This window comes from Nonomuraea sp. ATR24 (genome assembly GCF_041950485.1).
Lineage (GTDB): Bacteria > Actinomycetota > Actinomycetes > Streptosporangiales > Streptosporangiaceae > Nonomuraea > Nonomuraea ceibae.
In genome coordinates this window covers 388,361-411,829 of sequence record NZ_JBGNUU010000006.1, presented here as the reverse complement: position 1 = coordinate 411,829, position 23,469 = coordinate 388,361, and the positions used below count along the sequence as shown (strand labels likewise).

Genomic DNA, 23,469 nt, shown 5'->3' with positions numbered 1-23,469 from the left:
TCACGTGATCGTCCAAGTAGACATAGAGTGCGGTCAGAAGGGCGTCCAAGTCTGTCTTCACACACCGACCATGGACGCCCTTCGTCACGCCCGCAGCCGATCACCAAATTTCACATCAGCGATCTAGGAGCTGTTTCTTAGATCTGCTGACCGTTCGTGGTTGAGAAGTCACGATGGGCATATGGGTCGGGGTGACTTAACGAACGCGGAGTGGGAACGGCTCGAACCGCTGCTTCCCAAGGGCGGCGGGCGGGGCGGGCGGTGGAATGACCACCGAAGGACGATCAACGGCGTGCTGTATCGGGCCCGCACCGGCCTGCCCTGGCGTGACCTGCCCGAACGATTCGGCTCCTGGATCACGGTCTACAAACGGCACCGCCGCTGGTCGGCCGATGGCACCTGGCAGGTGCTGCTGGCCGCGATCCAGGCCGAGCAAGACGCCGAGGGGCGGGTGGGCTGGGACATCTCCGTGGACTCCACCACGGTGCGGGCCCACCAGCACGCCGCCGGCGCGCCCCGCACACCGCCCCCGCCCGTGCGGGGACGGCAAAAGGGGGACACCGCCGGGACAAACCGGGGCGATCCGGTGCTGGCGACGCTGGCCGCCCGGCTGGAGGAGGTGGTCAGACTGGGGAGTGCTTAGGCCGCTCCCGTGGCGGGTTCACCACCATGATCCATCTATCGGCGGACGGCCGCTGCCGGGCGCTGTCGCTGGTCCACCGGGCCAGTACGGCGACAGCCCGCAGTTCCGGCGAGTGCTGGCCACCATCCGCATACCCCGGCTGGGACCGGGACGCCCACGCACCCGGCCTGACAGCCTGGCCGCGGACAAGGCGTACTCTTCCCGCGCCAACCGCTCCTACCTGCGTCGCCGCAAGATCCGCCACACCATCCTCGAGCCACGCGATCAACGCGCCCATCGCCGCCGACGAGGCTCAACAGGAGGACGGCCAACCGGTTTCAACGCCGAACGCTACAAAGCGCGCAACGTCGTCGAACGGGCGATCAACAGGCTGAAGAACTTCCGGGCCGTGGCCACCCGCTACGACAAACGCGCCTACATCTTCCTCGGCACCGTCACCCTGGCCGCCCTGGTCATCTGGCTCCGAACCTGATCCAAGAAACAGCTCCTAGGCACGATGGCTGGCCGAGCGTGCCGTCCGCCCGACGCCGCGGCGGCGGCCGCGTTCGAGGCCCAGGTCCGGGCCGTCGCCCCGCCGTGGTGGCCTGGACCTCCCATAAGCTGCGGCAAGCCGCCACCCCGGCCAGTCCTGAGGACCAGTGAGCGATATGCGAAGAACATGGCTTTTCGGTTCCAGCACGTAGTTATCCCAGGTAGTGCACCCCTTCCGGTAACCCCTCGAGTTCCTCAACGGCAAAATCCGTCACTGCAGGTAGCCGTGTCAGCGATCGGCGGGTGTTTGTTGTTACTGGTTGTCGTTGAGGAGCTGTTGTGTGCGGGTGAGGAATGCCTGGCGGACCTCTTCTGGGTGCAGTATCTGGAGTGGTCGGCCGAGGCTGAGCAGATAGCGGGCCAGGCCGTCGGCGTCTGGCCCGCCGATGTCGATGATCGTTGCGTCATCGCCGTCCGGGTGGTGGACGCCGACCGTTGGTGGCACCAGCCTGCGGGCCTCATCGGCCGGTACGGCCAGGCGGATGGTCACCCGCACCGGGTAGGGCCTCAGCGCGATGCCCGTGCTGACCATCTGTGCTGGATCTGGCGGGTCGGGCAGGGCGGTGGCCTGCCCGGTGGCTGTGGCATCGATGATGCGATCGGTACGGAAGGTGCGCCAGTCCTGCCGCGTCAGGTCGTAGGCGAGGAGATACCAGCGGCGGCCGGTGTAGATGAGCCGGTGGGGGTCCACTCGTCGGGTGGACGTCGTTCCGGCCCCGTCGCGGTAGGTCACCTGGGTGCGTTCGCCTCGCCGGCACGCGGTGGCCAGGTCGAGGAGCAGCGCGGGGGAGATCTGGCTGTCGTCGGGTCGTGCGGTGTGGGTGAACGCGGCGTCCAACTCGCCGAGCCGGTCGGCGATCCTGGCCGGCAGCACCTGGCGTAGTTTCAGCAGCGCCGACAGGGCTGCTTGGTCGCTGCCGGAGACTCCGCTGAAGGCGGCGGTGCGCAGCCCGACAGCGACCGCGAGGGCCTCCTCCTCATCGAGGATCAGTGGCGGAATGCTGGTTCCGGGCCCGAGGTGGTAGCCGCCCCATGGACCCATCTCCGATTCGATGCCGTAGCCGAGTTCACGTAGCCGGGCGATGTCCCTGCGAACCGTCCGTTCGGTGATCTCCAGTTGGGCGGCCAGATCAGCGCACGTCCAGGACTGCCGCGTTGACAGCAATGACAGCAACTGCAGCAGCCGCGCCGAGGTGTTGACCATGGCGGACAGTCTGCTCGATAACCAGGACCGTTTCTGACCGGGTCATACCGTAACGTCGCCGGCATGACCGAGAACTCCTCGGCCGAAAAGTCCATGACGACGATGACCTCCGCCAAGGTGCGTTAGATGACGGAACCGGACGGGCCGAGGTAACCGATGAAGGAGCAACACTGATGGAAGCACGCATGAAGAGCGTGGCGAATCCCGACGTGATCACAGCGGTCCAGCATCTCCAGAAGGCGATTCACGCCGGTGGCGTCGACCCGCTCGTGCTCGAGCTGGTCCATCTGCGGGCCAGCCAGATCAACGGCTGCAGCCCGTGTGTGTTCGCCGGCGTCCAGTCGGCGAAGAAGCATGGAGAGACCGACGAGCGGCTGCACAGCGTGGTCACCTGGCGCGAGACCCCGTTCTTCACCGAGGAGGAGCGGGCGGCGCTCGCGCTGACCGAGGCCGCCACCCGAATCCAGGATGGCGCGCCGGGCGTGACCGACGAGATCTGGGACGCCGCTGCCGCCCACTTCGACGAGAAGCAGATGTCGGCGATCATCTTGAACATCGCAATCACCAACTTCTTCAACCGGATCAACCACACGATCCGGGAGCAGGCCGGCAAGGCCTGGTGAAGGCGGGCGGCCGTCATCCGTCCAGAGGACGCGGTGGCGGCGCGGCGAAGGACGAGATCGGCCGGCTCCACCGCTGGCCGATCCAGCGCCACTGCCGGCAGGCCCCCGTTCTGGGCTCTCACCTTCGGGTGACCGCCGACAACCATCCCTTTGATGATCATCAGGGGCACAATGACGATGAGCAACGAACCACTGGAACTGACCGTTGCCGATGCCCGAGCCTGGCGGGAGTGGCTCAGCAGGCACCACGACAGCTCGGCAGGGGTGTGGCTGGTCCTCGCCAAGCAGAACACGACCCGGCCCACCAACCTGACCTATGACCAGGCGCTCGACGAAGCCCTGTGCCACGGCTGGATCGATGGCCGGCTACGACGGCGGGATGAGATCACCTTCTGCCGGCGCTTCACCCCTCGCGGCAGGCAAAGTCCCTGGTCAGCGCGGAACGTTTCCATCGTCACCCGTCTGATCGGCGAGGGCCGGATGCATCCGGCCGGAATGGCCGAGGTCCAACGCGCCAAGGCCGACGGCCGCTGGGACACGGCCTACGCGGGACAAGCCGGCATCGAGGTACCAGCCGACCTGGCCGCCGCATTGGCCGCGAAACCCCAGGCACAAGCGATGTTCGACATCCTCACCTCCCAGAACCGCTACGCCGTTCTCTATCGGATCACGAACGCCAAACGCGCCGAGACCCGAGCCCGCCGTATCACCCAGTTCGTTGACATGCTCGCCTGCGGCGAGACGATCCACCCACAAAAGCGCGCCCTCGGCAGTTGAACGCTGGACCACGCCTCTCCCCCGCCTCGCTCCTCCAAGCCCACGCACATGGCGGCGCGACGTTCGGCCAGAGCCGGAACCTCACCTACCGGGGTGTGCTGCAGGGCCTGGTGCCGGGCGGGTCGGTCGAGGCCGCGGCCGCGCAGATGGTGATGATGGCTCTGGCCGCGCTGACCGGCTCAGATGGTGCCGCGGACGCAGACACCGAGGCATGCAGGGAGGCTGAGGAGCCGGATCAGCGGGCGGGCCTGGGTGTCGCGGTCGAAGTGCTGGTCAAGGCGGTGCGGATGCAGGCCGCGGGGATGGGGTCGGTCCGCCAGGTGGTGGAACGGGCCGGCGGCGCGACCGCGCAACTGGCCGACATCGAGGAGGTCACCGCCTACCAGCACGACAACCATGAACTGCTCATCCAGCAGTTCTTCAAGGCCGATCGCCCCACCATGCTCGCCCTGTCGGGGAGCCGGAGGAGGCGGGGCAGCAGGTGGGCGGTGCCGCTGTCCCAGTACACCCATTCGATGGCGCCGCCCTTGGAACGGACGGGGGCGCGCCGGTGCTCCAGGTCGAGGTCCACGACGTTCAACGCGACGATTTCGGCGGCCCGGGCGGCGGTCTCGTACAGCATCCGCCACAGCGTCTTCTCCCGGAGCGGGATGTCGCGACGTGACAGCAGCCGGTGGATGGTGGTCTTGGCGACTGCGCGGGTCTCGTCGGTTCTTTCTTTGCGGCGTTCGGCGTCGGGCGGGACCGACGGGGCAGCCCAGCGCTTTTGGTATGGCACCAGGTGAGTCAGGAGGCGATGGCGGCGCGGTTGCTACTCCAGGTCGCCGGCGCGCTCGCTCCCCATAGCTCGGCGAGTGTCACCGCTGGCGATCCGGGTCTCGGGCCAGTCGCCGGCCGACTTCAGGGTGCGGGAGAACACGACCTTGGGGATCTCGTTCCCGGCCTTGGCCGAGGGGTGGTCGGAGGTGGGCCAGTATCCGGCCATGACCTCGTAGGTGTTGCGGCCCACGAGGAAGGCCCCAGCGCTTGCCCAGCAGCCTCGAAAGGCCGCGCCGCCCGGCGACGACTCCTTCCGCGTCGAGCGGGTCAACGTCGGCGCCCCGCTGCCGTGGGGCCGCTGGGAGACCGGCGTTAGGCAGGTCGGCGTGACCGAGGCGACGGCCGCGAACCTCGTCAGTGTGTCGCTGCTGGTGCGTGGCGCGGTCGAACGCGTCCAGCGAACCCGCGAACTGACCTTCGCGCACGGCGCTCGCTGGCTGCCGCTGCGGGACTACCTGCCCGGCGACCGCCTCTACGCGCCGGGCGAGGCCGGGCAGCGCGAGGCGCTGCGGGTCCGGCAGATCACTCTCACCCGCACGGACTGCGGAGTCGTCTCCGGGAACCGGATCCTCGATGACAGGCTCGCCGATCAGGAACTCCTCGTGCGCTGCCGGATCGTTGGCACGTCGATAAGACCATAGGGCGTACAGACTGACTCAGAATCGCGTGGCCTCATCGACAGTGGCCATCTTCCTGATCTCACTCTCTATGACTCCACGCACGTAACCCGCAAGCCGAGCCTGGACACGCCGTCTTCCGTGTCCGCCTGGGTTTGCGGTCGTCGATCTCACCACCTGCGCCGCCCCCGCGAGGGTCCGCCCGGCCTACGCCCGCCTCATCGAGGAGGCCCTACCGGTACAAGATGGCTACGTGGCGCGCGAGCTGCTCGGCCACGAGGGGCGCCGAGCGAACCTCAACCATGCCGAGAGCCACGCGCTCACCTGCGCAGTAGAGTCCGCGGGGCTCGGACGCGGGCATCCCCGGCCCGCTGATGTCCGACCTCGTTTCAGCGGTGCGGACGAAGTGAGAGCGCGATCGAGGCGGCGATGAGTCGAAAAGTGCCAAAGGATCTGCCGGGATACGCCGCCCGGCCGGGGGGACGCACCGGCCACGCGGCGTGAGCCGCTCGGCCAGTCCCGTGCCGCTCGTGCCGCCGGTGATCAGGGCGGTCTTGTCGGTGAAGCGTGTCATGCGAGTGCTCCAGAGATCCAGTCGGCGGCCGTGGCCAGCCAGTCGGGACGGGCGTTGCCGAGCAGGTGGTCGCCATGTGGCAGGCACACGTAGTGCCCGTGCGGTGCCAGGCGGGCCAGCGGCTCGCCGTTGGTCACGCCGGGGATGACGTCCTGGCCGCCGTCGACGACCAGCAGCGGGCAGGTGATCTGCGGGGCGAGGGCGGACACGTCCACCTGGCCGGCGAAGCGGCGGGCCGCCTCTTCGCCACCGGCCCGCTGAATGAGGAGATCCCGTACGGGAGGTGGCAGGTCGTCCCAGTGCAGCCGGAACGGGCCGCTGACGGTGACGGCGGCCGCGACGCGGCTCTCCCCGGCGGCGCTTTCCGCGACGTAGTAGCCGCCGAGGCTGAGCCCGACGAGTCCCACGTTCCGCGGGCGGAGTGTGTCGATGACCTGGCCGATCACGTGGTGGTAGTCGGCGCGGACGGTGCTGGTGGCGGCGAGCGCGCCCTGTCCCGGCCCGTCCATGGCGAACACGGCCAGGCCCCGGCGCAGCAGGGCGGTGACGAGGTCGTGGAACTCCTCCTTGCCGGAGTCCAGCCCCGGGACCACCACCACCGTCGCGGCGGCGTCAGCGGGGCCGCGCAGCCAGCCGGTGAAGCCCGGCCCTTCGATCCGGCGCGCCTGCGGCTCCAGCAACTCCAGCGCCCGTTCCATGGCGGCGTCGGCCTCGGCCGCCGCGAGCGCGCTCTGGCGGTTCGGTCCCAGGGTGGCGAAGTGGAACCAGCGCGCCGCCGCCTGGAGGTGCTCGCCTGTTGAGATCGCCGTGGCCGCCTGCCCGGCGCGCGCCACGTGCTCGCGTGCGGCGCGCATGAAAGCCTCGCCCCACTGGTCCAGGTCCGTCATTTCGCCGGTGACGCGCAGGTACTCGTGCGGGTCCAGCCCGGCTCCGGTGGCGCGTGACAGGTTGGCGGCGGCGAAGTCCGCGGCGCTCATCGCGATGCTCCGATCGTCAGTACGGCCTTGCCGCGGATGCGGCGTTCCCGCAGGTCGGTCAGGACATCGGCGGTCCGGCTCCAGTCGGCGACGCGGCCGATCTCGGGGTGCAGCCGCCCGCGGGCCGCCAGACGTACCAGGGTTGCCAGGTCAGGACCGTACGGCGTGCCCGCGTAGTGGAAGTGCCGGATCACGGCGTTCTGCGGCCCGGCCAGCAGGTCGAAGAAGTTCACCGTCGCGGGGGTACGGCTGGCCTGCCCGAACCACACCAGTAGGCCGGCCGGCGCCAGCCGGGCCAGCGCGGCCGGGAGCGCGTTGCCGCCGGTGGACTCGAGCACCACGTCGAACGGCCCGTCCGTCTCGTCCACGTCGTGCACGATCGCGGCGGCGCCCAGCTCGCGCAGGCGTGCGCCACGCTCTGCCGTGGCGGTCACCGCGGTCACCTCCGCCCCGGCCGCGGCGGCCAGCTCGGTCAGGTAGTGCCCCACTCCCCCGGCGGCGCCGGTCAGCAGCACTCGCCTGCCCGTCACGGCGCCGGCAGCGCGAAGCAGCCGCAGCGCGGTGATCCCGGCCAGTGGCAGGGCGGCCGCCTGCACGGTGGCGAGCCCGTCAGGCAGGACGGCGATCGAGTGGGTGGGCACGGCCGCGTACTCGGCCCAGCCGCCCATGGGTGGATGGCCCACCACCCGGCTGCCGGCCGGTGGGCCCGAGCCGTCGGCGGCGGCCTGCACGACCAGTCCTGCGACGTCCTTGCCCGGCTGCAGACCGGGCTCCGGCCTTTCCAGCAGGAATGTCTCTCCGCGATTCGGGGAGAACGCCTCAACCTTGATCAGCACCTCGTCCGGGGCGGGCACGGGCTGTGCGGCCTGGGCGAACTCCACCGGCCGCGAGGCATCTCCCGTAGGGGTCAATCTACGCATGCGGCTATGAAAGCGGCAGGCGGGTCACCTGAGCCAACAACGGACGCGAGGAGCCGACAACCATAGGTTGTCGCCTATGGTGACAGCCGTGGACTTGGACCTGGCGCAGGTGCGCGCGTTCGTACAGGCGGCAGAAGGGCTGCACTTCGGCCACGCGGCCGAGGAATTGTCGATCTCCCAGCAGGCCCTGTCCAAACGGATCGCCCGCCTGGAGTCCACGCTCGGCAGGCGCCTGCTCGACCGCGGCGGCCAGGGGGTGCGCCTCACCGAGGCCGGCCAGCGTTTCTTGGAGCCCGCCCGGCAGGCGCTGGCCGCAGCCGACCTGGCCGTGGCGGCTGTGCTGGACACGCACCGCCCGTTGCGGATCGACGTGTGGGGCCACCTGTACGCGCCCATGCGCACCCTGGCCCAGGTGGCGACCGGCGAGCCGCGGCTGGAACTGGGCCACGGCCGAGACCTGCCGTCGGTGATCACCGCGCTGCTGCACGGCGACATCGACGCCGCCTTCGGCCGCGTCCACGCGCCGCTGCCCGCCGGGCTGACCCATCGCCTGGTGCGGCTGGAACCCGTGGACGCCATCCTCCACGCCGATCACCCGCTGGCGAACGCGCCCGCGATCCGTCCGGCGCAGTTGCGCGACGGCGTACTGTGGACCCCCGGCGCGCTCCACCGGCTGGACTTCCTGCACCGCTTCGCCATGGCCTTCGGCATCCACCAGCACGCCGAAGGCACGAACCTGGGGCTGGACCGCTTCCTGGCCGATCTGGCAGCCGACATGCACCGCTTCAGCCTGCTGCCCGCAGACATCCCCCTCCCGCCGCACCCGGCGATCCGCTCGATCCCGCTGATCGACCCCACACCGCTGTACGCCTGGTCACTGCTCTGGCGCGACAACGGCGGCCACCCACTGCTGGACACCTTGACAAGCGCCTTCGTGACGGAGGCCGAGCGCAACCGATGGCTGGAACACGATCCCGCCCGCGATTGGCTACCCGAACGCCACAGCACGGACGCCGGCTAAGGCGATCGCGTAGTTAGTAGGCGGCGCAGAAACATGAGGTGGGGCCAGAACCACCGCACGGTCCCGTCCGGAGGTCCGCTCACGCCGCGGTGAGATCGAGCCGGGTCTCCATGTCCGTAGGGGTTCACATGAGCCCAGAACAGCGGGCTGAGGGCTCGCCGGTCTTCCTCCGTCAGCTTGCCGGCCCACTGCGGATCTCGCAGAACGGCCTGAATGAACCCCAACGAGGACTCCAGTGCGCTCCGTCATGGCTGATCAGAACCAGTTCGTCGGCGGCGGACACGCAGATGCCGGCGGCTCCGTGAGGCCTGTCTTGATGTCATGTCGCTCTCCCCTGGAAAGAGGAAGAGGCGTTGGCCGCAGGCGGACCAGGCATCCTGCACGTCGAGCGCCTAAGGCTATGGCGTGCTGACGGCGGGACCGGCGAGCCTGCTACCAGTTCGCCTTCTCAAGGGCGACACCGACCACATGGCGCTGGCTGCTCGGACACCACTTGTAGCTGTAGTTCCCGGGATACGCCCAGTTCCCGCGATAGAGGGTCCCCCAGCCATTGGAAGGATCGGCCGTGCAGTAGGCCAGGACCCTGAAATGCCCCGTACCGCCGGTGCATTTGGCTCCGCCTCCCTCCGAGCTGCCGCTGTACGCCTTCCACACTGAGCACCCGGTAGGTGCGGCGGCAGCGGGACTTGGCGTAGTGACGATGAAGGCACTGACGATCAGAGTGAGCGACGCGGCAATTTTGCGCATGCAGGATCTCCTTGCGGGTGCTTGACGCTTGTGAGTGGTGGCGACGCTAGCAATGAGAGGTATGTCGAAGGTATGTCGAAGCGTGTGGGCCGACCGGTCCCGCCGGGGTCGACCTGGCCGCGCCGGAGGCCGGGTCAGGCGTCGCTCGGGCCCGGCCGCCAGCCGACGGGCTTGCAGCGGGCCGGGCGGCAGGGACGGGAACCGGGGACGCGACCGGAAGAAGCGGACCGGCTGAAGATCGCCCCCACCTCACCGGTCAAGCCGCAGCCCCTGCGGACCGAACCGCCTCGCTCACTTGAGGTGGCGAGGTGCGCCAGGGGGCGCCGTGGCCGGGAAGCACCCACGAGGCCGGCAGCCCAGCGATGCGGTTCAGGGAGGAGAGTGCTGTGGCCGGGTCGTCGGTGAAGGGCGCCGCCTGGGGGCCTTCACGCCCGGTGAGGACGTGCCGCGTGGTCAGGGCGTCGCCGACGAAGAGCGCGTCGGCGATCGGGACGTGCACCGCCACGCTTCCCGGCGAGTGCCCAGGCATGCCCACGATCACCGGGCTCCCGGGCAGGTCCAGGACGTCGCCATCAGCGATCGTGGTGACCTCGCTGACGTAGCGGGTGCGCAGGCCGTTCTTGCGGATGGCGTAACCGAAGAAGCCGAGCGTCGGGCCGAGACGCATGGGGCCCCACGCGGTCTTGGGCTTCTCTCCCGTACGGGTGCGGGCCGCGTCGGCGGCATGCACGAACACCGGTACGCCGTGTTCGCTGCGCAGGCGCTCGGCGAACCCGATGTGGTCGGAGTCGCCGTGGGTCAGCACCAGCCCGCGGATGTCGTCGACGGACTTGCCGAGCGAACGGAGTTCGGCCTGCAGATCCCGCCAGTGGCCGGGCAGTCCGGCGTCGATGAGCGTGATGCCCTCGGGGGTGTCGACGAGGTAGCACGCGACGAGATCGTTGCCAAGGCGGTGCAGATGGGCTGCGAGTTTCATAGGACCTCTTTCTGAAGGCGTGGTCGGGGAGCGGCTAGGACTGTGGTCGCCGGCCGATCAGGTCGTGCAGTGCGGTGATGACGGTGCGGCCGGTGGGGTCGGTGAAGTCGCGCACCATGCTCGTGACGAAGCTCGCCACCGACGTCGCCGTGCCGCCCGCGGCCTCGATCTGGCGAAATGCGGCGTTCTCCGTACGCTCCGACATGCCGCCGCACGCGTCGACCGGGACGATCACGTCACAGCCGTCGGCCAGGGCGTCGAGCGCGGTGTGAAGGACCACGATCTCCGAGGTCACGCCGCAGATGACCAACGTCTTGCGGCCCTCGGCGGCGATGGCCGCGCGCCATGCCCGGTCGTCCCAGCAGCACGGCCCGCCGCGCACGAATGGGGGCGTTTCGGGAAGTTCGACGATGACGCCGGGCCCGTCGGGCCTGGGCGCGACCGACACGGTGAACGGGATGTCCAGCGCCTGCGCGACCTTGGCGAGCACCCCGGCCGAGCGCCTGATGGTCTCTGGGCTGTTGGTGCCGCTCAGGGCCACGATGCCGTCCTGCAGATCGGCGAAGACGATCTGCACAGTGCGATGGTCGAGCATTGTTCTCATCTCAAATCGTTCATAGTTTGAATGATTTGATGACGGTAGCATGCTGTTGGTGAACGATGTCAAGTTGACCGAGACGCTCAGCTTCCGGCTAGGCGCCGTGGGCGCCCTGGTCGCCGATCAGTACGCGGAGGCTCTGGCCGTCCACGGTCTGAAGCCCAAGCACGTCGGCCTGCTGGGAGTCCTCGACCTGGGATTGGCCGCCTCGCAGCTCGAGATCGCCAAGCTGATGCGGGTGGCGCCCAGCCTCGTCGTGGCCCTTGCCGACCACCTCGAGTCCATGGGAGCCGTCGAGCGCCTCCGCGACCCCGCCGACCGCCGCCGCCAGATCCTGAGCCTCACCGGCCAGGGACGCGATCTCCTCGCGGAATGCACGGCCATGGCGCTCGCCCTCGACGCGAAGCTCGTCGCCGACCTCACCTCGTCCCAGCAGGGCGCACTGAGCGCGGCCCTCGGTCACCTGGCGGCCTCCCACGGCCTGCCCGTACGCGAATGATCAGACGCTGCGGCGCGAAGGGCCTCGTCGTCCTCGACGGAGAGCCAATGCCGCCGTTCGACGGGGCGCCAGTTCCGGCAGGTGAATGGAGCGCGACAAAGTCGAGGTCTCCGATCTCGGTGAACCGCCCTGGCCGCGATCACGGTGCATGAACTGGTGGCTGCTCTCACCGCCGGGCAGGTCCCGATCCCCCTTTCACTCAGCGCGGTGATGCCGCCAGGTGTGGAGGGGATGTCGGCTACCTGCCCGCGTGACGGGGGTGGCGGCGGTGAGCGCGAAACCGGCGCTGTGGGCTACGGCGACGCTGCCCCGGTTCTCCTGGGCGATGCGCAGGAGGACGTGATCCATCCCCAGGACGTCGTACGCGTAGCCGGTGATCAGCTGCACTGCGCGGGTGGCCAGGCGTCGCCGGCGGTGGCGCGGGCCGACGGCGTAGGCGAGTTCGGCCTCGCCGGGGCTCCCGGTCCGGAAGAGCAGGATCTCGCCCATCGGTGCGTCACCGTCGGCGGTGATGGCCAGTTGGACGTACAGGCCGTCGGAGCGGCGCTGCCGGGCCTGGGCCAGGTACGCGCGGGCGGCTTCTTGGTCGAAGGGGAAGCGCAGCGGGGTCCAGAGGTCGACCTGAGGGTCGTTGAACAGCTCGACCATCACGGGCAGGTCGTCATCGGTCCACTCCCGCAGGACGAGTCCGAGACCGGTGAGGCGGATGTCGGCGGGCAGGGCGGCTGGGATGTCGTCGGCGCTCATGACGGCATCCTGGTCGGGTTGTCGGCGAGAAGACAGGCCGCGGGCGGGTCGATGTCGAGGACCTCGACCCGGGGGTGGGCGAAGCCGGCCTCTGTGAGCAGGTCCTGGAGCTGGAGTTGACGGCGAGGATGGCGTCGAGCGGACGGTCGAAGCCCGGCAGCTGGTCCACGGACGCTTGCGTGAGGTGGACGCGGTGAGCCCGGACGGCGGCGGCGTTGCGCCGGCGGGCCTGGCTGACCATGACCTGTGAGTGGTCGACACCGTAGACGTGGCCCCGGGTGGCCAGGCGGGCGAGCTCGGCGATGGCGAGGCCTACTGCATGGCGTACGCGCTCACCCGGATGCCCAAGCGTCTGCGCGGCGTGCTGATGGTCGTTAACGCCGGATCCGTTCCGCATCTCTCTGGCCCCCGACACGCTGCGCGCATGCTGTCCTGGAGATGCTGCTGGAGGTGCCCGAAGGCCGGCGCTCCTCGGATCTGGAACGCCGGCGCAGGAGCCGGCGGCGCCTCGGGCAGGAATGCGCTGGGGCTCGCCGCAGAAATCCTCGGAGTGGGGCTGGAGGTGCCGCACCGGCGGATGGTCGATTCGGCGGCCGTGACCTCAAGGCGGGCCGCATTGATCAGTGGGCAGAACCGCCGATGCCCGGTCGCATGGCTTTGAGGAAGGCGTCGACGAGGGCGTCGGCGTACTGCGGGGTGAGCGGGCCGGAGCGGAGTAGCCAGCGCTGGTAGACAGGGCCGTACAGCAGCTCCAGAGCCAGGTCGAGGTCGGCGTCGGGGGCGAGTTGGCCGGCTCGCTGGGCGCTGCGCAGCCGGGCCTTCTTGGCCTCGTCGACCGGCCCGGCCAGTTTCTCGCGGTATTGGGCGGCGAGTGCCGGATCGTTGATGATCTCGGTGTTGAGCGCGCGGATCGGCCCCTCGAACGCGGGATCGGCGAACTCGGCCACCGTAGCCCGCATGACCACCCTGAGGTCGGCCTTCAGGTCGCCGGTGTCGGGCAGCGCCATGTCCTGCTCCGGCCCGCTCTCGCTGAGCGCCAGGAAGGCGTCCAGGACCACCGCGCCCTTGGATGGCCACCAGCGGTAGATCGTCTGCTTGCCTACGCCGGCCCGGGTCGCGATGGCCTCGATGGTCAGCTTGGCATATCCCACCTCGGAGACCAGCTCGCGGGCGGCGGTCAGGATGGCCTGCCGGGAGCGCTGGCTGCGGCGCGCGGGGTTGGGCTGCTTGGCCATGTGCCGGATCATAACACCCTTGCGAGGCGAGACGTACCGTCTTGACACTATGGCGAGGCGAGACGTACCGTCTTGCTTCGTTGGAGCTGGACCCGAACACGAGGAGGTGGAGCCCATGACCCGGGTGTGGTTCATCACGGGCGCGTCACGAGGACTGGGCCGGGCGTTCACGGAGGCGGCGCTGCAAGCGGGCGACCGGGTGGTCGGGGCCGCGCGCAACGTCGAGCCGCTCGCCGATCTGGCCCGGCGCCATCCCGGCGACCTGGTACCGCTGCCGCTCGACGTCACCGACCGCGCGGCCGTGTTCGCGGGCGTGGATCGGGCGGCAGCGGCCTTCGGCAAGCTCGACATCGTGGTCAACAACGCCGGCGTCATGCTCCTGGGCATGCTGGAGGAGGCGACGGAAGAGCAGATCAGATCCCACTTCGACGTCAACCTGTTCGGCGCGATCTGGGTCACCCAGGCCGTGCTCCCCCACCTGCGCTCCCAGGGCTCCGGCCGCATTCTGCAGGTCACCACGATGGGCACCGGCGGCGGCTTCCCCATGGTCGGCCTGTACGCGGCCGGCAAGTCGGCGCTCGACTCGGTCTCCGAGGCCGTGGCGGGAGAGGTCGAGCAGTTCGGCATCAAGCTGACCATCGTGCAGATGGGCGGCTACGACACCGGCCTGTTCACCACGGGCACCACGATGACCGCATCCGCCCCGCACTATCAGGAGCTGCGCGACAAGCTGATCGAGATGTGGGGCGATGAGGCCGGTCCCGCCCCGGAGACCGCCGCTCCGGTGATCATGGAGCTGGTGGACCTGCCGGAGCCGCCGCGGCGTCTCATCGTCGGCGCCGCGTCCTACGACATGGTCCAGCAGGACCTCCAGGACCGGGTCGCGGAGTACCGTGCCTGGGAGCACCTCAGCCGCAGAGCGCCGGGATGACCCGCGCAGGACGAACAGAGCACGCCTGCCGGGGCGCTCCCGACGGAACACCCCGGCAGGGCGGGACGGTGACGCGTGATCCCGCCTTCGGTGACCGGCCATCCACCCGGACCACGAGCAGGGCCGGCGGCGCCCGCACCACCGCGGACCGGGCGCGGCGCACGCTCTCACAGAACTTCCTGGTCGACCGCCAGGCCATCGATCTCGTGATCAGGGCAGCAGACCCGGCGGGGCTGGTGCTGGAGCCGGGGGCGGGCGCTGGAGCGCTGACCCTGGCGCTGGCCGGTGCGGGCGCGCGAGTGATCGGCTACGAGATCGATCCGCGCCTGGCCCGGCGGCTGACCGCACGCACACGCGACGATCCCCGGGTCGCGGTGGTGCACGGCGACTTCACCACCGCGCCGGTGCCGGGACGGCCGTTCGCGGTCGTGGGGAACATACCGTACTCGGCGACGTCGAAGGTCGTGAACTGGTGCTTGGGGGCGCCGTCCCTGACCTCGGCCACGCTGCTCACCCAGCGCGAGTACGCCCGCAAACGCGCGGGCGGCTACGGCCGCTGGAGCCGTGTGACCGTGCGGTCGTGGCCATGGTTTCACTGGCGGCTCGGCCCCACGGTGAACCGGAGGTCCTTCCGGCCGGTACCGTCGGTCGACTCGGCGATCCTGCGGATCGAGCGTAGGCCCGAACCTTTGGTACGCGGCCGCCGCACCTACCAGGAACTGGTCGAGCTGGGCTTCAGCGGGCTCGGCGGCTCGGTGCGCGCCTCGCTGAGGACGCGTCACCGAGGAGTGGACGCCGCCCTGGCGGCGGCCGGCGTGCCTCGTGACGCCGTCGTCGGACACGTTCACCCAGACCAGTGGATCGCGCTGTGGCAGCGCCTGTACTGGTGACCCGCCCTGCGCTGTGGCAGCAGACCGGCAAACACTGTCACCTGTCGTCGACATATCCGCCGATGCCGGTGCGTGCCCGAGAAGTCTTCCGCCGGGCGAGTCTCCGCCTGAACATGATCGCGGCCACGGCAGCGCGATGAGAGCCTGATCCACAACGTCAATCCGAAACCCTGTGGGGGCACAACCGGTCGATTACGCCCCCACGACCAGGTCCAATCGCAGACACCCACCAGCCACACTCTGCCGCCCCTGGGCAGGGGGACACGATGACCCTGCTTAAACAGGCCGACTGGAATGGCCCCGGAGATCGCCTACATCACGGCCCAGTTCCCCCGGTACGAGGCGCGCGTCGCGAGGAGGTCGGCGAGATCCCGACGCCCGCCATATGAACGGAAAGCCACGGCAAGCCGCACAACGCCGCTCCGCTAACGGGACTTTTCGTTCGGATGCTCGTCATGCCCCGACGCCGGCATCGACGTCGCCTTCGGCGCCTTGCCAGTGGTCAGACCTGGCCGATCCCGCCGTCGACGGGCAGGTCGATGCCGGTGACGAAGCTCGAGTCCGCGGAGGCCAGGAAGAGCGCCGCGGTGGCGATCTCATGCTCGTCACCGAGGCGGCCGACAGGCACCCGCGAGGCGATCTGCTCCTTGAACCCCGGGGGGAGGTCCGCGAACGCGGCGGTGTCGATCGCGGCGGGGCTGAGGACGTTGACCCGGATTCCGCGCTGCTTCAAGTCGGTGGTCCAGGTCCGGGCGAACGACCGCAGCGCCGCCTTGCTCGCCGCGTAGACGGTCGTTCCCGGATCGCCCTTGTCCGCGGCGCCCGACCCGATGAGCACGATCGAGGCGCCGTCGGACAGCAATGGCAGCAGTTTCTGCACGGTGAAGAACGTCCCCCGCACGTTCACCCCGAACACGGCGTCGAACGACTGCTCGGTCACGTCGCCGATGTGCTCGTTCCACGTCCAGACGCCGGCGCTGGCGATGAGCACGTCCACCCGGCCCGCTTCGACGGCCACGACCTCGGCCAGTCGGGTCACGTCGGAGATCTGGCCGACGTCGCCGAGCACGCCGGTCACGCCGTGGCCGATGGCGGCCACCGCCGCGTCCAGCCGGTCCTGGCGGCGGCCGGTGATGAACACGTGGGCGCCTTCCTGGACGAACAGCTTCGCCGTCGCCAGTGCCAGCCCAGAGGTTGCGCCGGTGATCACCGCGACCTTCCCGCCGAGCTTCGCCATGTCGCTCTCCCCTGTCTTGAAAAATGAGCATGCTCTCATTTTGGGTGCTGCTCACTGTAGCGAAAATGAGAGCACCCTCAAATTTGAGACGTATCGCACCTTGCTACGGTGACTTCATGTCTGCCGCAGGGAACCCGCTGCCCGCTCGCCGGGATGCCCGCCGCAACCGTGAGCGGCTGCTCGAGTGCGCCCGAAGCGCGTTCGCCGGGCAGGGCGCACAGGCCGCCCTCGACGGCATCGCACGCGAGGCGGGCCTGGTGGTCGGCACCCTCTACCGGCACTTCCCGACGCGCCTGGACCTGCTGTGCGCGGTGCTCGAGCCGAAGCTGCGCCACGTGATCGAGGAGGTGGAGGCCGCGCTCGGCCTGGAGGATCCGTGGCAGGCCTTCCACGGCCTGCTCGAAGTCCTGTGTACGGCCCAGGCCGGGGACCGGGCGTTCGCCGACTTCCTGGCACGGCGCTTCCCCGGCGACGACCGCACCGAGACGGCGCACAGCGAAATCTGTGCGCTCGCGCAACGGGTGCTGGCGCGGGCGCAGGCGGCCGGCGTCGTCCGCCCGGACGTCACCGGCGCGGACCTCTTCCTGCTGTTGTGGGCGAGCAGCACGGTAGCCGAGGCCACCCGGCACGCCGCCCCGTCCCTGTGGCGGCGCCACGTTCACCTGGCGCTGGACGGGTTCCGAGCGCCGGACCGGCTCGACCTGGGAGAACCCGCGTGGGACGCGGACCGGCTCTGCCGCGCGATCGCCACCGGGCCATCGTGGCAGCCATGACGAGGCTTGTGATCGCAGTTCCGCTGGTCTTCCTTCTAGCCGTGCTCGGGTGGAGCGCGCGAACGCCTGCGTGAGACGGACAAGACCGACAGCGTCGTCATGCGGCCCGTAAAACTCCTACACGGCGGTGGTCCACCGGCGCTCCCCCATCGATTCACCGCTGAACCCATACGGTGGGCGACTCAAACTGATCACGGTCGACCGCCGGCCGTAGGTACGCCTACCGCCCGAATGGGACACCGGGCTCAGCTCACACGGTGGCTTCGATCTACGTGCCGCGTGCGGCGAGCCGGGCGAGCGCGGCGGCGCTGGGGCTGCCCGGACGCGCGGTGTAGATCACCATCCGCAGATCGGTGCCGGGCAGCAGCAGAGTCTGGCAATCCAGCTCCAGCAAGCCCAGCTCGGGGTGGTGCAGGTGCTTGCGCAGCGTCGGTATGGGGCGTACCTCGTGGTTGCGCCAGCTGGCGGCGCAGTCGGGGCTGTGCGCGGCGAACTCGTTGACCAGCTCGCCAAGTACGCGTTCGGCCGGGTGACGGGCGCTGGCCGCGCGCAGCTGGGCGGCGGTCTGCCGGGCGTATTCGCCCTGCGAGCCGTCGGCGGCCGAGCAGAGGGTGCCGTTCAGCCGGATGGACAGCCGCACGGCGTTGCGTTCCTCAGCGGGCAGCGACCCGAAGTCGGTGATCAGGTCGGCTGCCGCTTCGTTCCAGGCCACAATGTCCTGGCGTTCGTCGGTGAGGTAGGCGGGCACCGGCCCGAGCCGGTCCAGCAGCTCGCGGGCGAAGGCGGGCACCGGTGCCCGGCCGGTCTCCGGGGCGGGCGGGGCCTGCCCGGCCAGCCGCGCCAGGTGCTCGCGCTCGGCGTCGGTGAGCCGCAGCGCCGTGCCCAGCGCGGCTATGACCTGCGGGGACGGATGCGGAGCGCGGGCCTGCTCAAGCCGTTCGTAGTAGCTGGTGGAGACCCCGGCCAGCGTGGCCACCTCTTCGCGGCGCAGGCCGGGAGTACGGCGGGCGCGGCGGCCTGGCGGGTGGACGGCCGTGGCCGGGAGCTGGTCCGGGCGCAGCGCCTCCCGCCGGCGACGGAGAAAGTCGGCCAGTTCAGCTCTGCTCACCCGTCCAGGCTGCCACAGTGGCGGCCGCCTTAGCCACGGACCAGGGGTCCGGGGCTTACCCGTCCGTTCCGCGGCGCCCGGGTCCGCGGCCAGGCTGGCATGACCACATTCCACGGGACACCGGAGGACGAACATGCCACGCACTCCTGAGGAGACGATCCGCCGACTGCTGGATCTGCTGCTGGCCAAGGACATGGATGCCCTCGCCGATCTGTGGGCGGAGCAGGGCACCGCCGAGTTCCCGTTCGCTGCGGGGGACGCGCCGCGGCGGCTGGCGGGGCGGGATGCCGTCCGTGACTATCTGGCCGGATATCCGGAACGGATGGACGTACGGGAGATACCTGTAGTCACCGTGCATCACACGCAACGGCCGGACACCATCGTGGTGGAGTTCACCGCGCACGGGTACACGGTGCGCACCGGCGAGCCCTACCGCATGGACTACATCTCCGTGATCACGGCCCATGATGGCCTGATCACGCACTACAGGGACTATTGGAGCCCGCTGGCCGCCGCCTCGGCGACCGGGACGCTGCCCGAACTGCTCGGCTCGCTGCGCTCGGGGGCCTCCCGATGAGCGGCGTGCTGGTCACCGGCGGCACCGGGAAGACCGGTAGCGTCCTGGCGGAGCTGCTGCGGGGCAACGGCGTGCCGGTCCGGGTCGCCGCTCGCAACCCGTCCGCCGGGGATCCTGACGCCGTCCGGTTCGACTGGAACGACCCGGGCACGCATCGGGCCGCGCTGCACGCGATGGACCGCGTCTATCTGGTGCCTCCGGTGAACGCCGTGAATCCGATGCCGCTGGTCGAGCCGTTCCTGGACGAGGCGGAGCGGCTCGGCGTGCGCCGCGTGGTGCTTCTCGGCTCCGCCGTCGTGCTGCCGAACGCCCCCGGCGCGCTTGAGCTGGCCGCACGGGTACGGACTCGGCCCGGGTGGGTCGTGCTGCGCGCGTCCGGGTTCATGCAGAACTTCCTGCGCCCGCATCCGCTGGGCGAGCGGCTCCGGCAGCACGGCGAGATTCACACCGCCGCCGGTGACGGGCGGCTGGGCTGGATCGACGCGCGCGACATCGCGGCCGCCGCCTCCGCCCTGCTGACCAACCCCGATGACGAGCCCAGCGGGAGGCCCGGTGAAGGGCAGGGCGACCGGCGTGACTACCTGCTCACCGGGCCGAAAGCGTTGAGCTACCAGGACGCGGCGGCGATCATCACCGCCCGCACCGGCAGGCCGATCAAGGTGCTGGCGGTCGAAGCCGACGAGCTGGCGGCCGGTTACCGGGCCGCCGGCATGCCGGCCGAATTCGCCGCCGCCCTTGCCGTCGTGGACGCCGGCCTCAGCGCCGGCCGGGACGATATGGTCAGCACCGCGGTGCTGGACCTGACCGGCCGCCCGCCCCGCTCGTTCGACGAGTTCGTCCAGGACCACGCGTCCGAGTGGGCGAACGGCGTGGCCGGGTGGGATCGACGTTCAGCACTCCGGCAGCCGGTGTCGCGGGAGGTCGGGGATCAGGACCTGGGGTGGGCTGGTGGCGATGACGTCGCCTGCCTTCCTGTACGGTGCCCGGTTCACAATGGCGGGTATGGATCTGCGTGAGTTCGGCGAGTTCTTGAGGTCGCGGCGGGATCGCATCCGGCCCGGCGAGGTGGGCCTGCCGGTGCAGGCGCGCCGCCGCGTACCTGGGCTGCGCCGGGATGAGGTGGCCGCCCTGGCCGGTGCCTCAATCGACTACTACAACCAGCTTGAGCAGGGGCGCGGCGCGCAGCCGTCGGAGCAGATGGTGGCGGCGCTCGCCCGCGCGCTCCGGTTGAGCGAGGACGAGCGAGCTCACCTGTACTTCCTGGCAGGCCGCCCCATTCCGCCGAAGCACAGTCTCGCCGCGCACGTGCACCCCGGCATGCTCGACCTCCTGCAGCGGCTGCCCACGACCCCAGCGGCAGTGATCACCGATCTGCACGCCGTCCTCGTCCAGAACCGCCTCGCCACCGCGCTCCTCGGGCCGATCAGCAAGGCCAAGGGGCGCGAGGCGAGCTTCGTCTACCGCTGGTTCACCGATCCGCAGGCACGCTCGCGCTACCACCCGGACGAGCATGGTCATCAGTCGCGCGTCTTCGTGGCGGATCTGCGCGCCGTGGCGGCACGGCGCGGCCGGGACGAGCAGGTGGCCGGCCTCATCGGCGCGTTGCTGTCGGCCAGCCACGAGTTCGCCGAGCTGTGGGCACACCAGGAGGTCGCGGTACGGCGGGCCGACCGCAAGCGCCTCCTGCACCCGGAGCTGGGCGAACTCGAGCTCGACTGCCTCAGCCTGCTCAGTGAGGACGGAACGCAGCGGCTGCTCTGGTTCACCGCGCCGGTCGGCGGCGACTCGGCCGAGAAGCTCGCGCTGCTCGACGTTCTGGGCAGCCACGACCTCAGCGCTTCTACGGCTGGATGATGACCTTGCCCTTGGCGTGGCCCTGGGCGAGGTGGTCGAACGCCTCGGAGGCCCGTGCCAGGGGAACCGTGCGGTCAATCATGATCTGCAGCCCCGCGTCGGCGGCGGCGACGACCTTCGCGAGCCGCTCCGTGTCGGAGCCGTGGAAGACGAACTCGGCGCGAACGTTCCGGCCGGCGGCTCGTTCGGCGTCCGGCGGGACGTTGAGGCCGACGAGCAGTCCGCCCGGCCGGAGCACGTCGAGGGAGGCCGCCTCGGTGTCGCCCGCGATCGGGTCGATGACCACGTCGGCGTGGGAGACCACGGTGCGGAAGTCGGTCGCGGTGTAGTCGATCACCTCGTGCGCGCCGAGCTTACTGGCGATCTCGGCACCGGGCGGGGACACGGTGGTGACGACGTGCGCGCCCGCCTGGCGCGCGAACTGGATGACGAACCCGCCGACACCCCCGGCACCGCCATGGACCAGCACCGTCTGGCCGGGCTTCAGCTCCGCGACTTCGAACACCACCTGCCAAGCCGTGCCGGCGGCTGTCACCAGACTCGCGGCGAGGCCGAGCGGGACCGAGGCCGGGGCGGCCACCAGCCTCGTCGCCGCGACGGCGGCATGCGAGGCGACGGCCCCGCCCGAGCCGGGGTCGGTACGGGCGATCACCGCGTCACCGACGCTCCAGCCGGTGACTTCGGGCCCGACGTGTTCGATGGTTCCGGCGAGGTCGGTGCCCACGACCGAGGGGAAGGGGATCGGGAAGAAGTCCCGCACATGGCCGGCGCCGATCTTGACGTCCAGCGGGTTGAGCGCCGCGCCGGCGACCTTGACCAGCACTTGGCCGGCGGAGAGGACCGGGTCGGGGAGCCCGGCGACGACCGGGCGCTCGCCGTAGGCGGTGTAGTGCAATGCCTTCATCAGTTCGTGCCTTTCACTGCGTCGACCTGGCCGAGCCGGCTGAGCCAGTCCTCCAGGTGCCAGGTGCGGACGATGCGTCCGCCGGAGGTTTCGTGGAATTCGTGAATGCGGACCTGGGTCTCGCGGCCCGTCGGTGCGACGCCGAACAGCTCATGCTCCTGAGGAACTCGCACGACCGGGAGCACGGCCCGGTTCGCCCGCAGCCGGGACACCGCGCTGGTGTCGGATGTGCAGGAACGGCCCGCACGGGCGAGTTCCACGGCTGCAGCGCGGCCGATCCCGCTGCCGGCCCCGGTCACAAGAACAACCAGATTCTCGGACATCAGGCGATTCCTCCTTCGACTTTCGAGATCCCACGGTCGTCGGTTCCGCTCCCGGCGAGAAGGCGGCGCTCACACTGGTGATGACGTCACCGGCTTAACCGGCGCCTGGTGCCCGGCTGTCCGCTCGGCCAGCGTTTGGGGGCAACCGAAGGAGATGTCATGAAGCTTTGGACAGGCGTGCTGGCCGCTGTCGTTCTCACCAGCGCCCAGACGCACCCGGTGCCGGCAGAGCGGCCGGCCGTACAGACCGAGCCGGTCCACGGTCAGGGGTGGCGGACGCTCGCCCCGATCGCCGGCGGCCCTCGCCAGGAGCACAGCGTCGCCGTCGTCGGCGAGAAGCTCTACGTGATCGGCGGTGTGCTCGACGAACCGGCCTTCCCCACCACGGCCCGCATGGAGGTCTATGACACGCGGCGCGACACCTGGTCGACCGCGGCACCGCTGCCGGTGGCGATGAACCACCCCAACGCGGTGACGGTCGGCGGCAAGATCTACGTTCTGGGCGGGCTGTCCGGCGGCACGTCGTGGCAGGCGCTGCGCGACGCCTTCGTCTACGACCCCCGCACCGGCCACTGGACCCGGCTCCCGTCGGTCCCTGCGACCATGGCGCGCGGCAGCGCCGCGATAGGCGTGCGCGGAACGAAGATCTACCTCGCGGGCGGCATGCTCACGCTGACACCGGGACCCGGCGGCCTCCAGGACACCGTGGCGACCGTGACGTCGTACGACGTGGTGAGCGGCCGCTGGGAGAAGCTGCCCGACCTGCCCGAGGCGCGCGACCACGTCGGCGGGGCCGTCATCGGCTCGACGTTCTACGTGGTGGGCGGCCGCGACCGCGGCCAGGTGAACGTCCGGGACACCGTTTACGCCTTCGACCTGCGAACGCGCCGCTGGTCGGAGCGTGCGCCCATGCCCACCGCCCGTGGCGGGATCGCGACCGCCGTCGTGGGCACGAGAATCTATACCTTCGGCGGCGAAGGCAGGCACCACGGCGGCAACCCGAACACCGTCTTCCCCGATGTCGAGGCCTACGACGCTGTCCACGACCGCTGGCAACGGCTCGCCCCGATGCCGGTGCCCCGCCACGGCACCGCCGCCGTCGCGGTGGGCGGCACGATCTACATCCCGGGAGGCGGCACGGCGGGCGGTGGCGCCCCGGTGGCCGTCAATGACGCCTACCGGCCTGCTCGCTAGGCACCGTACGAGGCCGGGCGCGCTGACCACCTGCGCGCTCGGCCAAGCTCGGAAGCCGCCGTGTCACTCCCCCAGACCGAAGGGTCGCGCGACGAGCTCGCTGGTGGTGATGGACGCCTTGGCGCTGAGAAACCTCGTGATCCGGCGGTGTTCATCGCCGACCTGCAACG

The 23,469-nt window shown here is 70.2% G+C and carries 26 protein-coding genes and 1 pseudogene; 14 read left to right on the top strand and 13 right to left on the bottom strand.

All coding sequences use genetic code 11. From position 1 onward, the window contains the following. Positions 1-181: 181 nt before the first annotated feature. Positions 182-1,115: pseudogene (locus ACBI99_RS19155) on the top strand (IS5 family transposase). A gap of 312 nt (positions 1,116-1,427) precedes the next feature. Here the strand turns inward: ACBI99_RS19155 and ACBI99_RS19150 are convergent. Further along, positions 1,428-2,378 (bottom strand): YafY family protein, encoded by a 951-nt coding sequence (locus ACBI99_RS19150; RefSeq protein ID WP_357592545.1) that lies wholly within the window; start codon positions 2,376-2,378, stop codon positions 1,428-1,430. A gap of 173 nt (positions 2,379-2,551) precedes the next feature. Here ACBI99_RS19150 and ACBI99_RS19145 point away from each other — a divergent pair, with 173 nt between their 5' ends. The 3 genes from ACBI99_RS19145 (at position 2,552) to ACBI99_RS19135 (ending at position 4,563) form a co-directional block, all read left to right on the top strand. Further along, positions 2,552-3,001 carry a carboxymuconolactone decarboxylase family protein gene (locus ACBI99_RS19145; protein ID WP_219519855.1) on the top strand — a complete coding sequence of 150 codons (450 nt, stop codon included), beginning with the start codon at positions 2,552-2,554 and terminating at the stop codon, positions 2,999-3,001. Positions 3,002-3,154: 153 nt separating this feature from the next. Continuing rightward, positions 3,155-3,778, top strand: coding sequence for a YdeI family protein (locus ACBI99_RS19140; protein ID WP_375072932.1), 624 nt, complete (start codon positions 3,155-3,157; stop codon positions 3,776-3,778). A 95-nt stretch (positions 3,779-3,873) separates the two neighbouring features. After that, positions 3,874-4,563 (top strand): hypothetical protein, encoded by a 690-nt coding sequence (locus ACBI99_RS19135; RefSeq protein ID WP_375072931.1) that lies wholly within the window; start codon positions 3,874-3,876, stop codon positions 4,561-4,563. Positions 4,564-4,589: 26 nt separating this feature from the next. Here ACBI99_RS19135 and ACBI99_RS19130 read toward each other — a convergent pair whose 3' ends face one another. Beyond that, a complete protein-coding gene (locus ACBI99_RS19130) occupies positions 4,590-4,787 on the bottom strand; it encodes a hypothetical protein (RefSeq protein WP_219519848.1) in 198 nt (65 codons plus the stop codon). Between the two features lie 136 nt (positions 4,788-4,923). Here ACBI99_RS19130 and ACBI99_RS19125 point away from each other — a divergent pair, with 136 nt between their 5' ends. Further along, positions 4,924-5,238, top strand: a complete 315-nt coding sequence (locus tag ACBI99_RS19125) for a hypothetical protein (RefSeq protein ID WP_375072930.1) — start codon at positions 4,924-4,926, stop codon at positions 5,236-5,238. Between the two features lie 546 nt (positions 5,239-5,784). Here ACBI99_RS19125 and ACBI99_RS19120 read toward each other — a convergent pair. Beyond that, positions 5,785-6,765 (bottom strand): alpha/beta hydrolase, encoded by a 981-nt coding sequence (locus ACBI99_RS19120; RefSeq protein WP_375072929.1) that lies wholly within the window; start codon positions 6,763-6,765, stop codon positions 5,785-5,787. Next, positions 6,762-7,685: a zinc-binding dehydrogenase gene (locus tag ACBI99_RS19115; RefSeq protein ID WP_375072928.1), complete on the bottom strand. Its 924-nt coding sequence runs from the start codon at positions 7,683-7,685 to the stop codon at positions 6,762-6,764. The genes ACBI99_RS19120 and ACBI99_RS19115 overlap by 4 nt, the downstream gene beginning before the upstream one ends. An 88-nt stretch (positions 7,686-7,773) precedes the next feature. On the opposite strand from ACBI99_RS19115, the gene ACBI99_RS19110 reads away from it, so the two are divergent. Next, positions 7,774-8,706: a LysR family transcriptional regulator gene (locus ACBI99_RS19110; protein ID WP_357592529.1), complete on the top strand. Its 933-nt coding sequence runs from the start codon at positions 7,774-7,776 to the stop codon at positions 8,704-8,706. 1,003 nt (positions 8,707-9,709) lie between these two features. Here the strand turns inward: ACBI99_RS19110 and ACBI99_RS19105 are convergent. Both ACBI99_RS19105 and ACBI99_RS19100 read right to left on the bottom strand, forming a co-directional pair. After that, positions 9,710-10,429, bottom strand: a complete 720-nt coding sequence (locus ACBI99_RS19105) for an MBL fold metallo-hydrolase (protein WP_375072927.1) — start codon at positions 10,427-10,429, stop codon at positions 9,710-9,712. A 34-nt stretch (positions 10,430-10,463) separates the two neighbouring features. Beyond that, a complete protein-coding gene (locus tag ACBI99_RS19100; RefSeq protein WP_375072926.1) occupies positions 10,464-11,006 on the bottom strand; it encodes an isochorismatase family protein in 543 nt (180 codons plus the stop codon). Positions 11,007-11,073: 67 nt separating this feature from the next. Here ACBI99_RS19100 and ACBI99_RS19095 point away from each other — a divergent pair, with 67 nt between their 5' ends. Next, positions 11,074-11,526, top strand: coding sequence for a MarR family winged helix-turn-helix transcriptional regulator (locus ACBI99_RS19095; protein WP_219508551.1), 453 nt, complete (start codon positions 11,074-11,076; stop codon positions 11,524-11,526). Positions 11,527-11,721: 195 nt separating this feature from the next. On the opposite strand, the gene ACBI99_RS19090 is transcribed toward ACBI99_RS19095, so the two are convergent. The 3 genes from ACBI99_RS19090 to ACBI99_RS19080 all read right to left on the bottom strand — a co-directional run bounded on the left by ACBI99_RS19090 (position 11,722) and on the right by ACBI99_RS19080 (position 13,508). Further along, entirely contained in the window at positions 11,722-12,273 is a 552-nt protein-coding gene (locus ACBI99_RS19090; protein WP_219508552.1) for a GNAT family N-acetyltransferase, read from the bottom strand. Further along, a complete protein-coding gene (locus ACBI99_RS19085; protein WP_375072925.1) occupies positions 12,188-12,670 on the bottom strand; it encodes a class I SAM-dependent methyltransferase in 483 nt (160 codons plus the stop codon). The genes ACBI99_RS19090 and ACBI99_RS19085 overlap by 86 nt, the downstream gene beginning before the upstream one ends. A gap of 223 nt (positions 12,671-12,893) precedes the next feature. Then, positions 12,894-13,508: a TetR/AcrR family transcriptional regulator gene (locus tag ACBI99_RS19080; protein WP_219508554.1), complete on the bottom strand. Its 615-nt coding sequence runs from the start codon at positions 13,506-13,508 to the stop codon at positions 12,894-12,896. Between the two features lie 115 nt (positions 13,509-13,623). On the opposite strand from ACBI99_RS19080, the gene ACBI99_RS19075 reads away from it, so the two are divergent. Beyond that, on the top strand, positions 13,624-14,439 hold the full coding sequence (locus ACBI99_RS19075; RefSeq protein ID WP_219508555.1) for an SDR family NAD(P)-dependent oxidoreductase: 816 nt from the start codon (positions 13,624-13,626) through the stop codon (positions 14,437-14,439). 68 nt (positions 14,440-14,507) lie between these two features. Further along, a complete protein-coding gene (gene erm / locus ACBI99_RS19070; RefSeq protein WP_375072924.1) occupies positions 14,508-15,329 on the top strand; it encodes an ErmE/ErmH/ErmO/ErmR family 23S rRNA (adenine(2058)-N(6))-methyltransferase in 822 nt (273 codons plus the stop codon). Between the two features lie 502 nt (positions 15,330-15,831). Here erm and ACBI99_RS19065 read toward each other — a convergent pair. Then, a complete protein-coding gene (locus tag ACBI99_RS19065) occupies positions 15,832-16,566 on the bottom strand; it encodes an SDR family oxidoreductase (protein WP_364183269.1) in 735 nt (244 codons plus the stop codon). Between the two features lie 116 nt (positions 16,567-16,682). Between ACBI99_RS19065 and ACBI99_RS19060 the strand changes: the two genes are divergently transcribed. Continuing rightward, entirely contained in the window at positions 16,683-17,339 is a 657-nt protein-coding gene (locus tag ACBI99_RS19060) for a TetR/AcrR family transcriptional regulator (RefSeq protein ID WP_375072923.1), read from the top strand. 268 nt (positions 17,340-17,607) lie between these two features. On the opposite strand, the gene ACBI99_RS19055 is transcribed toward ACBI99_RS19060, so the two are convergent. Continuing rightward, positions 17,608-18,447 (bottom strand): helix-turn-helix transcriptional regulator, encoded by an 840-nt coding sequence (locus ACBI99_RS19055; RefSeq protein WP_375072922.1) that lies wholly within the window; start codon positions 18,445-18,447, stop codon positions 17,608-17,610. Positions 18,448-18,580: 133 nt separating this feature from the next. Here ACBI99_RS19055 and ACBI99_RS19050 point away from each other — a divergent pair, with 133 nt between their 5' ends. The 3 genes from ACBI99_RS19050 to ACBI99_RS19040 are packed head-to-tail and all read left to right on the top strand — an operon-like array spanning position 18,581 to position 20,878. Continuing rightward, entirely contained in the window at positions 18,581-19,024 is a 444-nt protein-coding gene (locus tag ACBI99_RS19050; protein ID WP_375072921.1) for a nuclear transport factor 2 family protein, read from the top strand. Further along, positions 19,021-20,040 carry an NAD(P)H-binding protein gene (locus ACBI99_RS19045; protein WP_375072920.1) on the top strand — a complete coding sequence of 340 codons (1,020 nt, stop codon included), beginning with the start codon at positions 19,021-19,023 and terminating at the stop codon, positions 20,038-20,040. Before ACBI99_RS19050 ends, ACBI99_RS19045 begins: the two co-directional genes overlap by 4 nt. After that, positions 20,027-20,878, top strand: a complete 852-nt coding sequence (locus tag ACBI99_RS19040) for a helix-turn-helix transcriptional regulator (protein ID WP_219508561.1) — start codon at positions 20,027-20,029, stop codon at positions 20,876-20,878. The genes ACBI99_RS19045 and ACBI99_RS19040 overlap by 14 nt, the downstream gene beginning before the upstream one ends. Here the strand turns inward: ACBI99_RS19040 and ACBI99_RS19035 are convergent. Together ACBI99_RS19035 and ACBI99_RS19030 are read right to left on the bottom strand one after the other, a co-directional pair. Beyond that, a complete protein-coding gene (locus ACBI99_RS19035) occupies positions 20,865-21,782 on the bottom strand; it encodes an NADP-dependent oxidoreductase (RefSeq protein ID WP_375072919.1) in 918 nt (305 codons plus the stop codon). The genes ACBI99_RS19040 and ACBI99_RS19035 overlap by 14 nt on opposite strands. Next, on the bottom strand, positions 21,782-22,105 hold the full coding sequence (locus tag ACBI99_RS19030; RefSeq protein ID WP_375072918.1) for a hypothetical protein: 324 nt from the start codon (positions 22,103-22,105) through the stop codon (positions 21,782-21,784). The genes ACBI99_RS19035 and ACBI99_RS19030 overlap by 1 nt, the downstream gene beginning before the upstream one ends. A 159-nt stretch (positions 22,106-22,264) precedes the next feature. Between ACBI99_RS19030 and ACBI99_RS19025 the strand changes: the two genes are divergently transcribed. Then, complete coding sequence (locus ACBI99_RS19025) at positions 22,265-23,299, top strand: kelch repeat-containing protein (protein ID WP_219508564.1); 1,035 nt, start codon at positions 22,265-22,267, stop codon at positions 23,297-23,299. Positions 23,300-23,469 lie beyond the last annotated feature (170 nt).

What these genes read in the sequence shown, in the direction of transcription:
- ACBI99_RS19150 (WP_357592545.1), bottom strand. Translation starts at nt 2,378, where the DNA reads ATGGTCAACACCTCGGCGCGGCTGCTGCAGTTGCTGTCATTGCTGTCA.
- ACBI99_RS19145 (WP_219519855.1), top strand. Translation starts at nt 2,552, where the DNA reads ATGGAAGCACGCATGAAGAGCGTGGCGAATCCCGACGTGATCACAGCG.
- ACBI99_RS19140 (WP_375072932.1), top strand. Translation starts at nt 3,155, where the DNA reads ATGATCATCAGGGGCACAATGACGATGAGCAACGAACCACTGGAACTG.
- ACBI99_RS19120 (WP_375072929.1), bottom strand. Translation starts at nt 6,765, where the DNA reads ATGAGCGCCGCGGACTTCGCCGCCGCCAACCTGTCACGCGCCACCGGA.
- ACBI99_RS19115 (WP_375072928.1), bottom strand. Translation starts at nt 7,685, where the DNA reads ATGCGTAGATTGACCCCTACGGGAGATGCCTCGCGGCCGGTGGAGTTC.
- ACBI99_RS19105 (WP_375072927.1), bottom strand. Translation starts at nt 10,429, where the DNA reads ATGAAACTCGCAGCCCATCTGCACCGCCTTGGCAACGATCTCGTCGCG.
- ACBI99_RS19095 (WP_219508551.1), top strand. Translation starts at nt 11,074, where the DNA reads ATGCTGTTGGTGAACGATGTCAAGTTGACCGAGACGCTCAGCTTCCGG.
- ACBI99_RS19090 (WP_219508552.1), bottom strand. Translation starts at nt 12,273, where the DNA reads ATGAGCGCCGACGACATCCCAGCCGCCCTGCCCGCCGACATCCGCCTC.
- ACBI99_RS19085 (WP_375072925.1), bottom strand. Translation starts at nt 12,670, where the DNA reads ATGCGGAACGGATCCGGCGTTAACGACCATCAGCACGCCGCGCAGACG.
- ACBI99_RS19080 (WP_219508554.1), bottom strand. Translation starts at nt 13,508, where the DNA reads ATGGCCAAGCAGCCCAACCCCGCGCGCCGCAGCCAGCGCTCCCGGCAG.
- ACBI99_RS19075 (WP_219508555.1), top strand. Translation starts at nt 13,624, where the DNA reads ATGACCCGGGTGTGGTTCATCACGGGCGCGTCACGAGGACTGGGCCGG.
- ACBI99_RS19065 (WP_364183269.1), bottom strand. Translation starts at nt 16,566, where the DNA reads ATGGCGAAGCTCGGCGGGAAGGTCGCGGTGATCACCGGCGCAACCTCT.
- ACBI99_RS19060 (WP_375072923.1), top strand. Translation starts at nt 16,683, where the DNA reads ATGTCTGCCGCAGGGAACCCGCTGCCCGCTCGCCGGGATGCCCGCCGC.
- ACBI99_RS19050 (WP_375072921.1), top strand. Translation starts at nt 18,581, where the DNA reads ATGCCACGCACTCCTGAGGAGACGATCCGCCGACTGCTGGATCTGCTG.
- ACBI99_RS19045 (WP_375072920.1), top strand. Translation starts at nt 19,021, where the DNA reads ATGAGCGGCGTGCTGGTCACCGGCGGCACCGGGAAGACCGGTAGCGTC.
- ACBI99_RS19040 (WP_219508561.1), top strand. Translation starts at nt 20,027, where the DNA reads ATGGATCTGCGTGAGTTCGGCGAGTTCTTGAGGTCGCGGCGGGATCGC.
- ACBI99_RS19035 (WP_375072919.1), bottom strand. Translation starts at nt 21,782, where the DNA reads ATGAAGGCATTGCACTACACCGCCTACGGCGAGCGCCCGGTCGTCGCC.
- ACBI99_RS19030 (WP_375072918.1), bottom strand. Translation starts at nt 22,105, where the DNA reads ATGTCCGAGAATCTGGTTGTTCTTGTGACCGGGGCCGGCAGCGGGATC.
- ACBI99_RS19025 (WP_219508564.1), top strand. Translation starts at nt 22,265, where the DNA reads ATGAAGCTTTGGACAGGCGTGCTGGCCGCTGTCGTTCTCACCAGCGCC.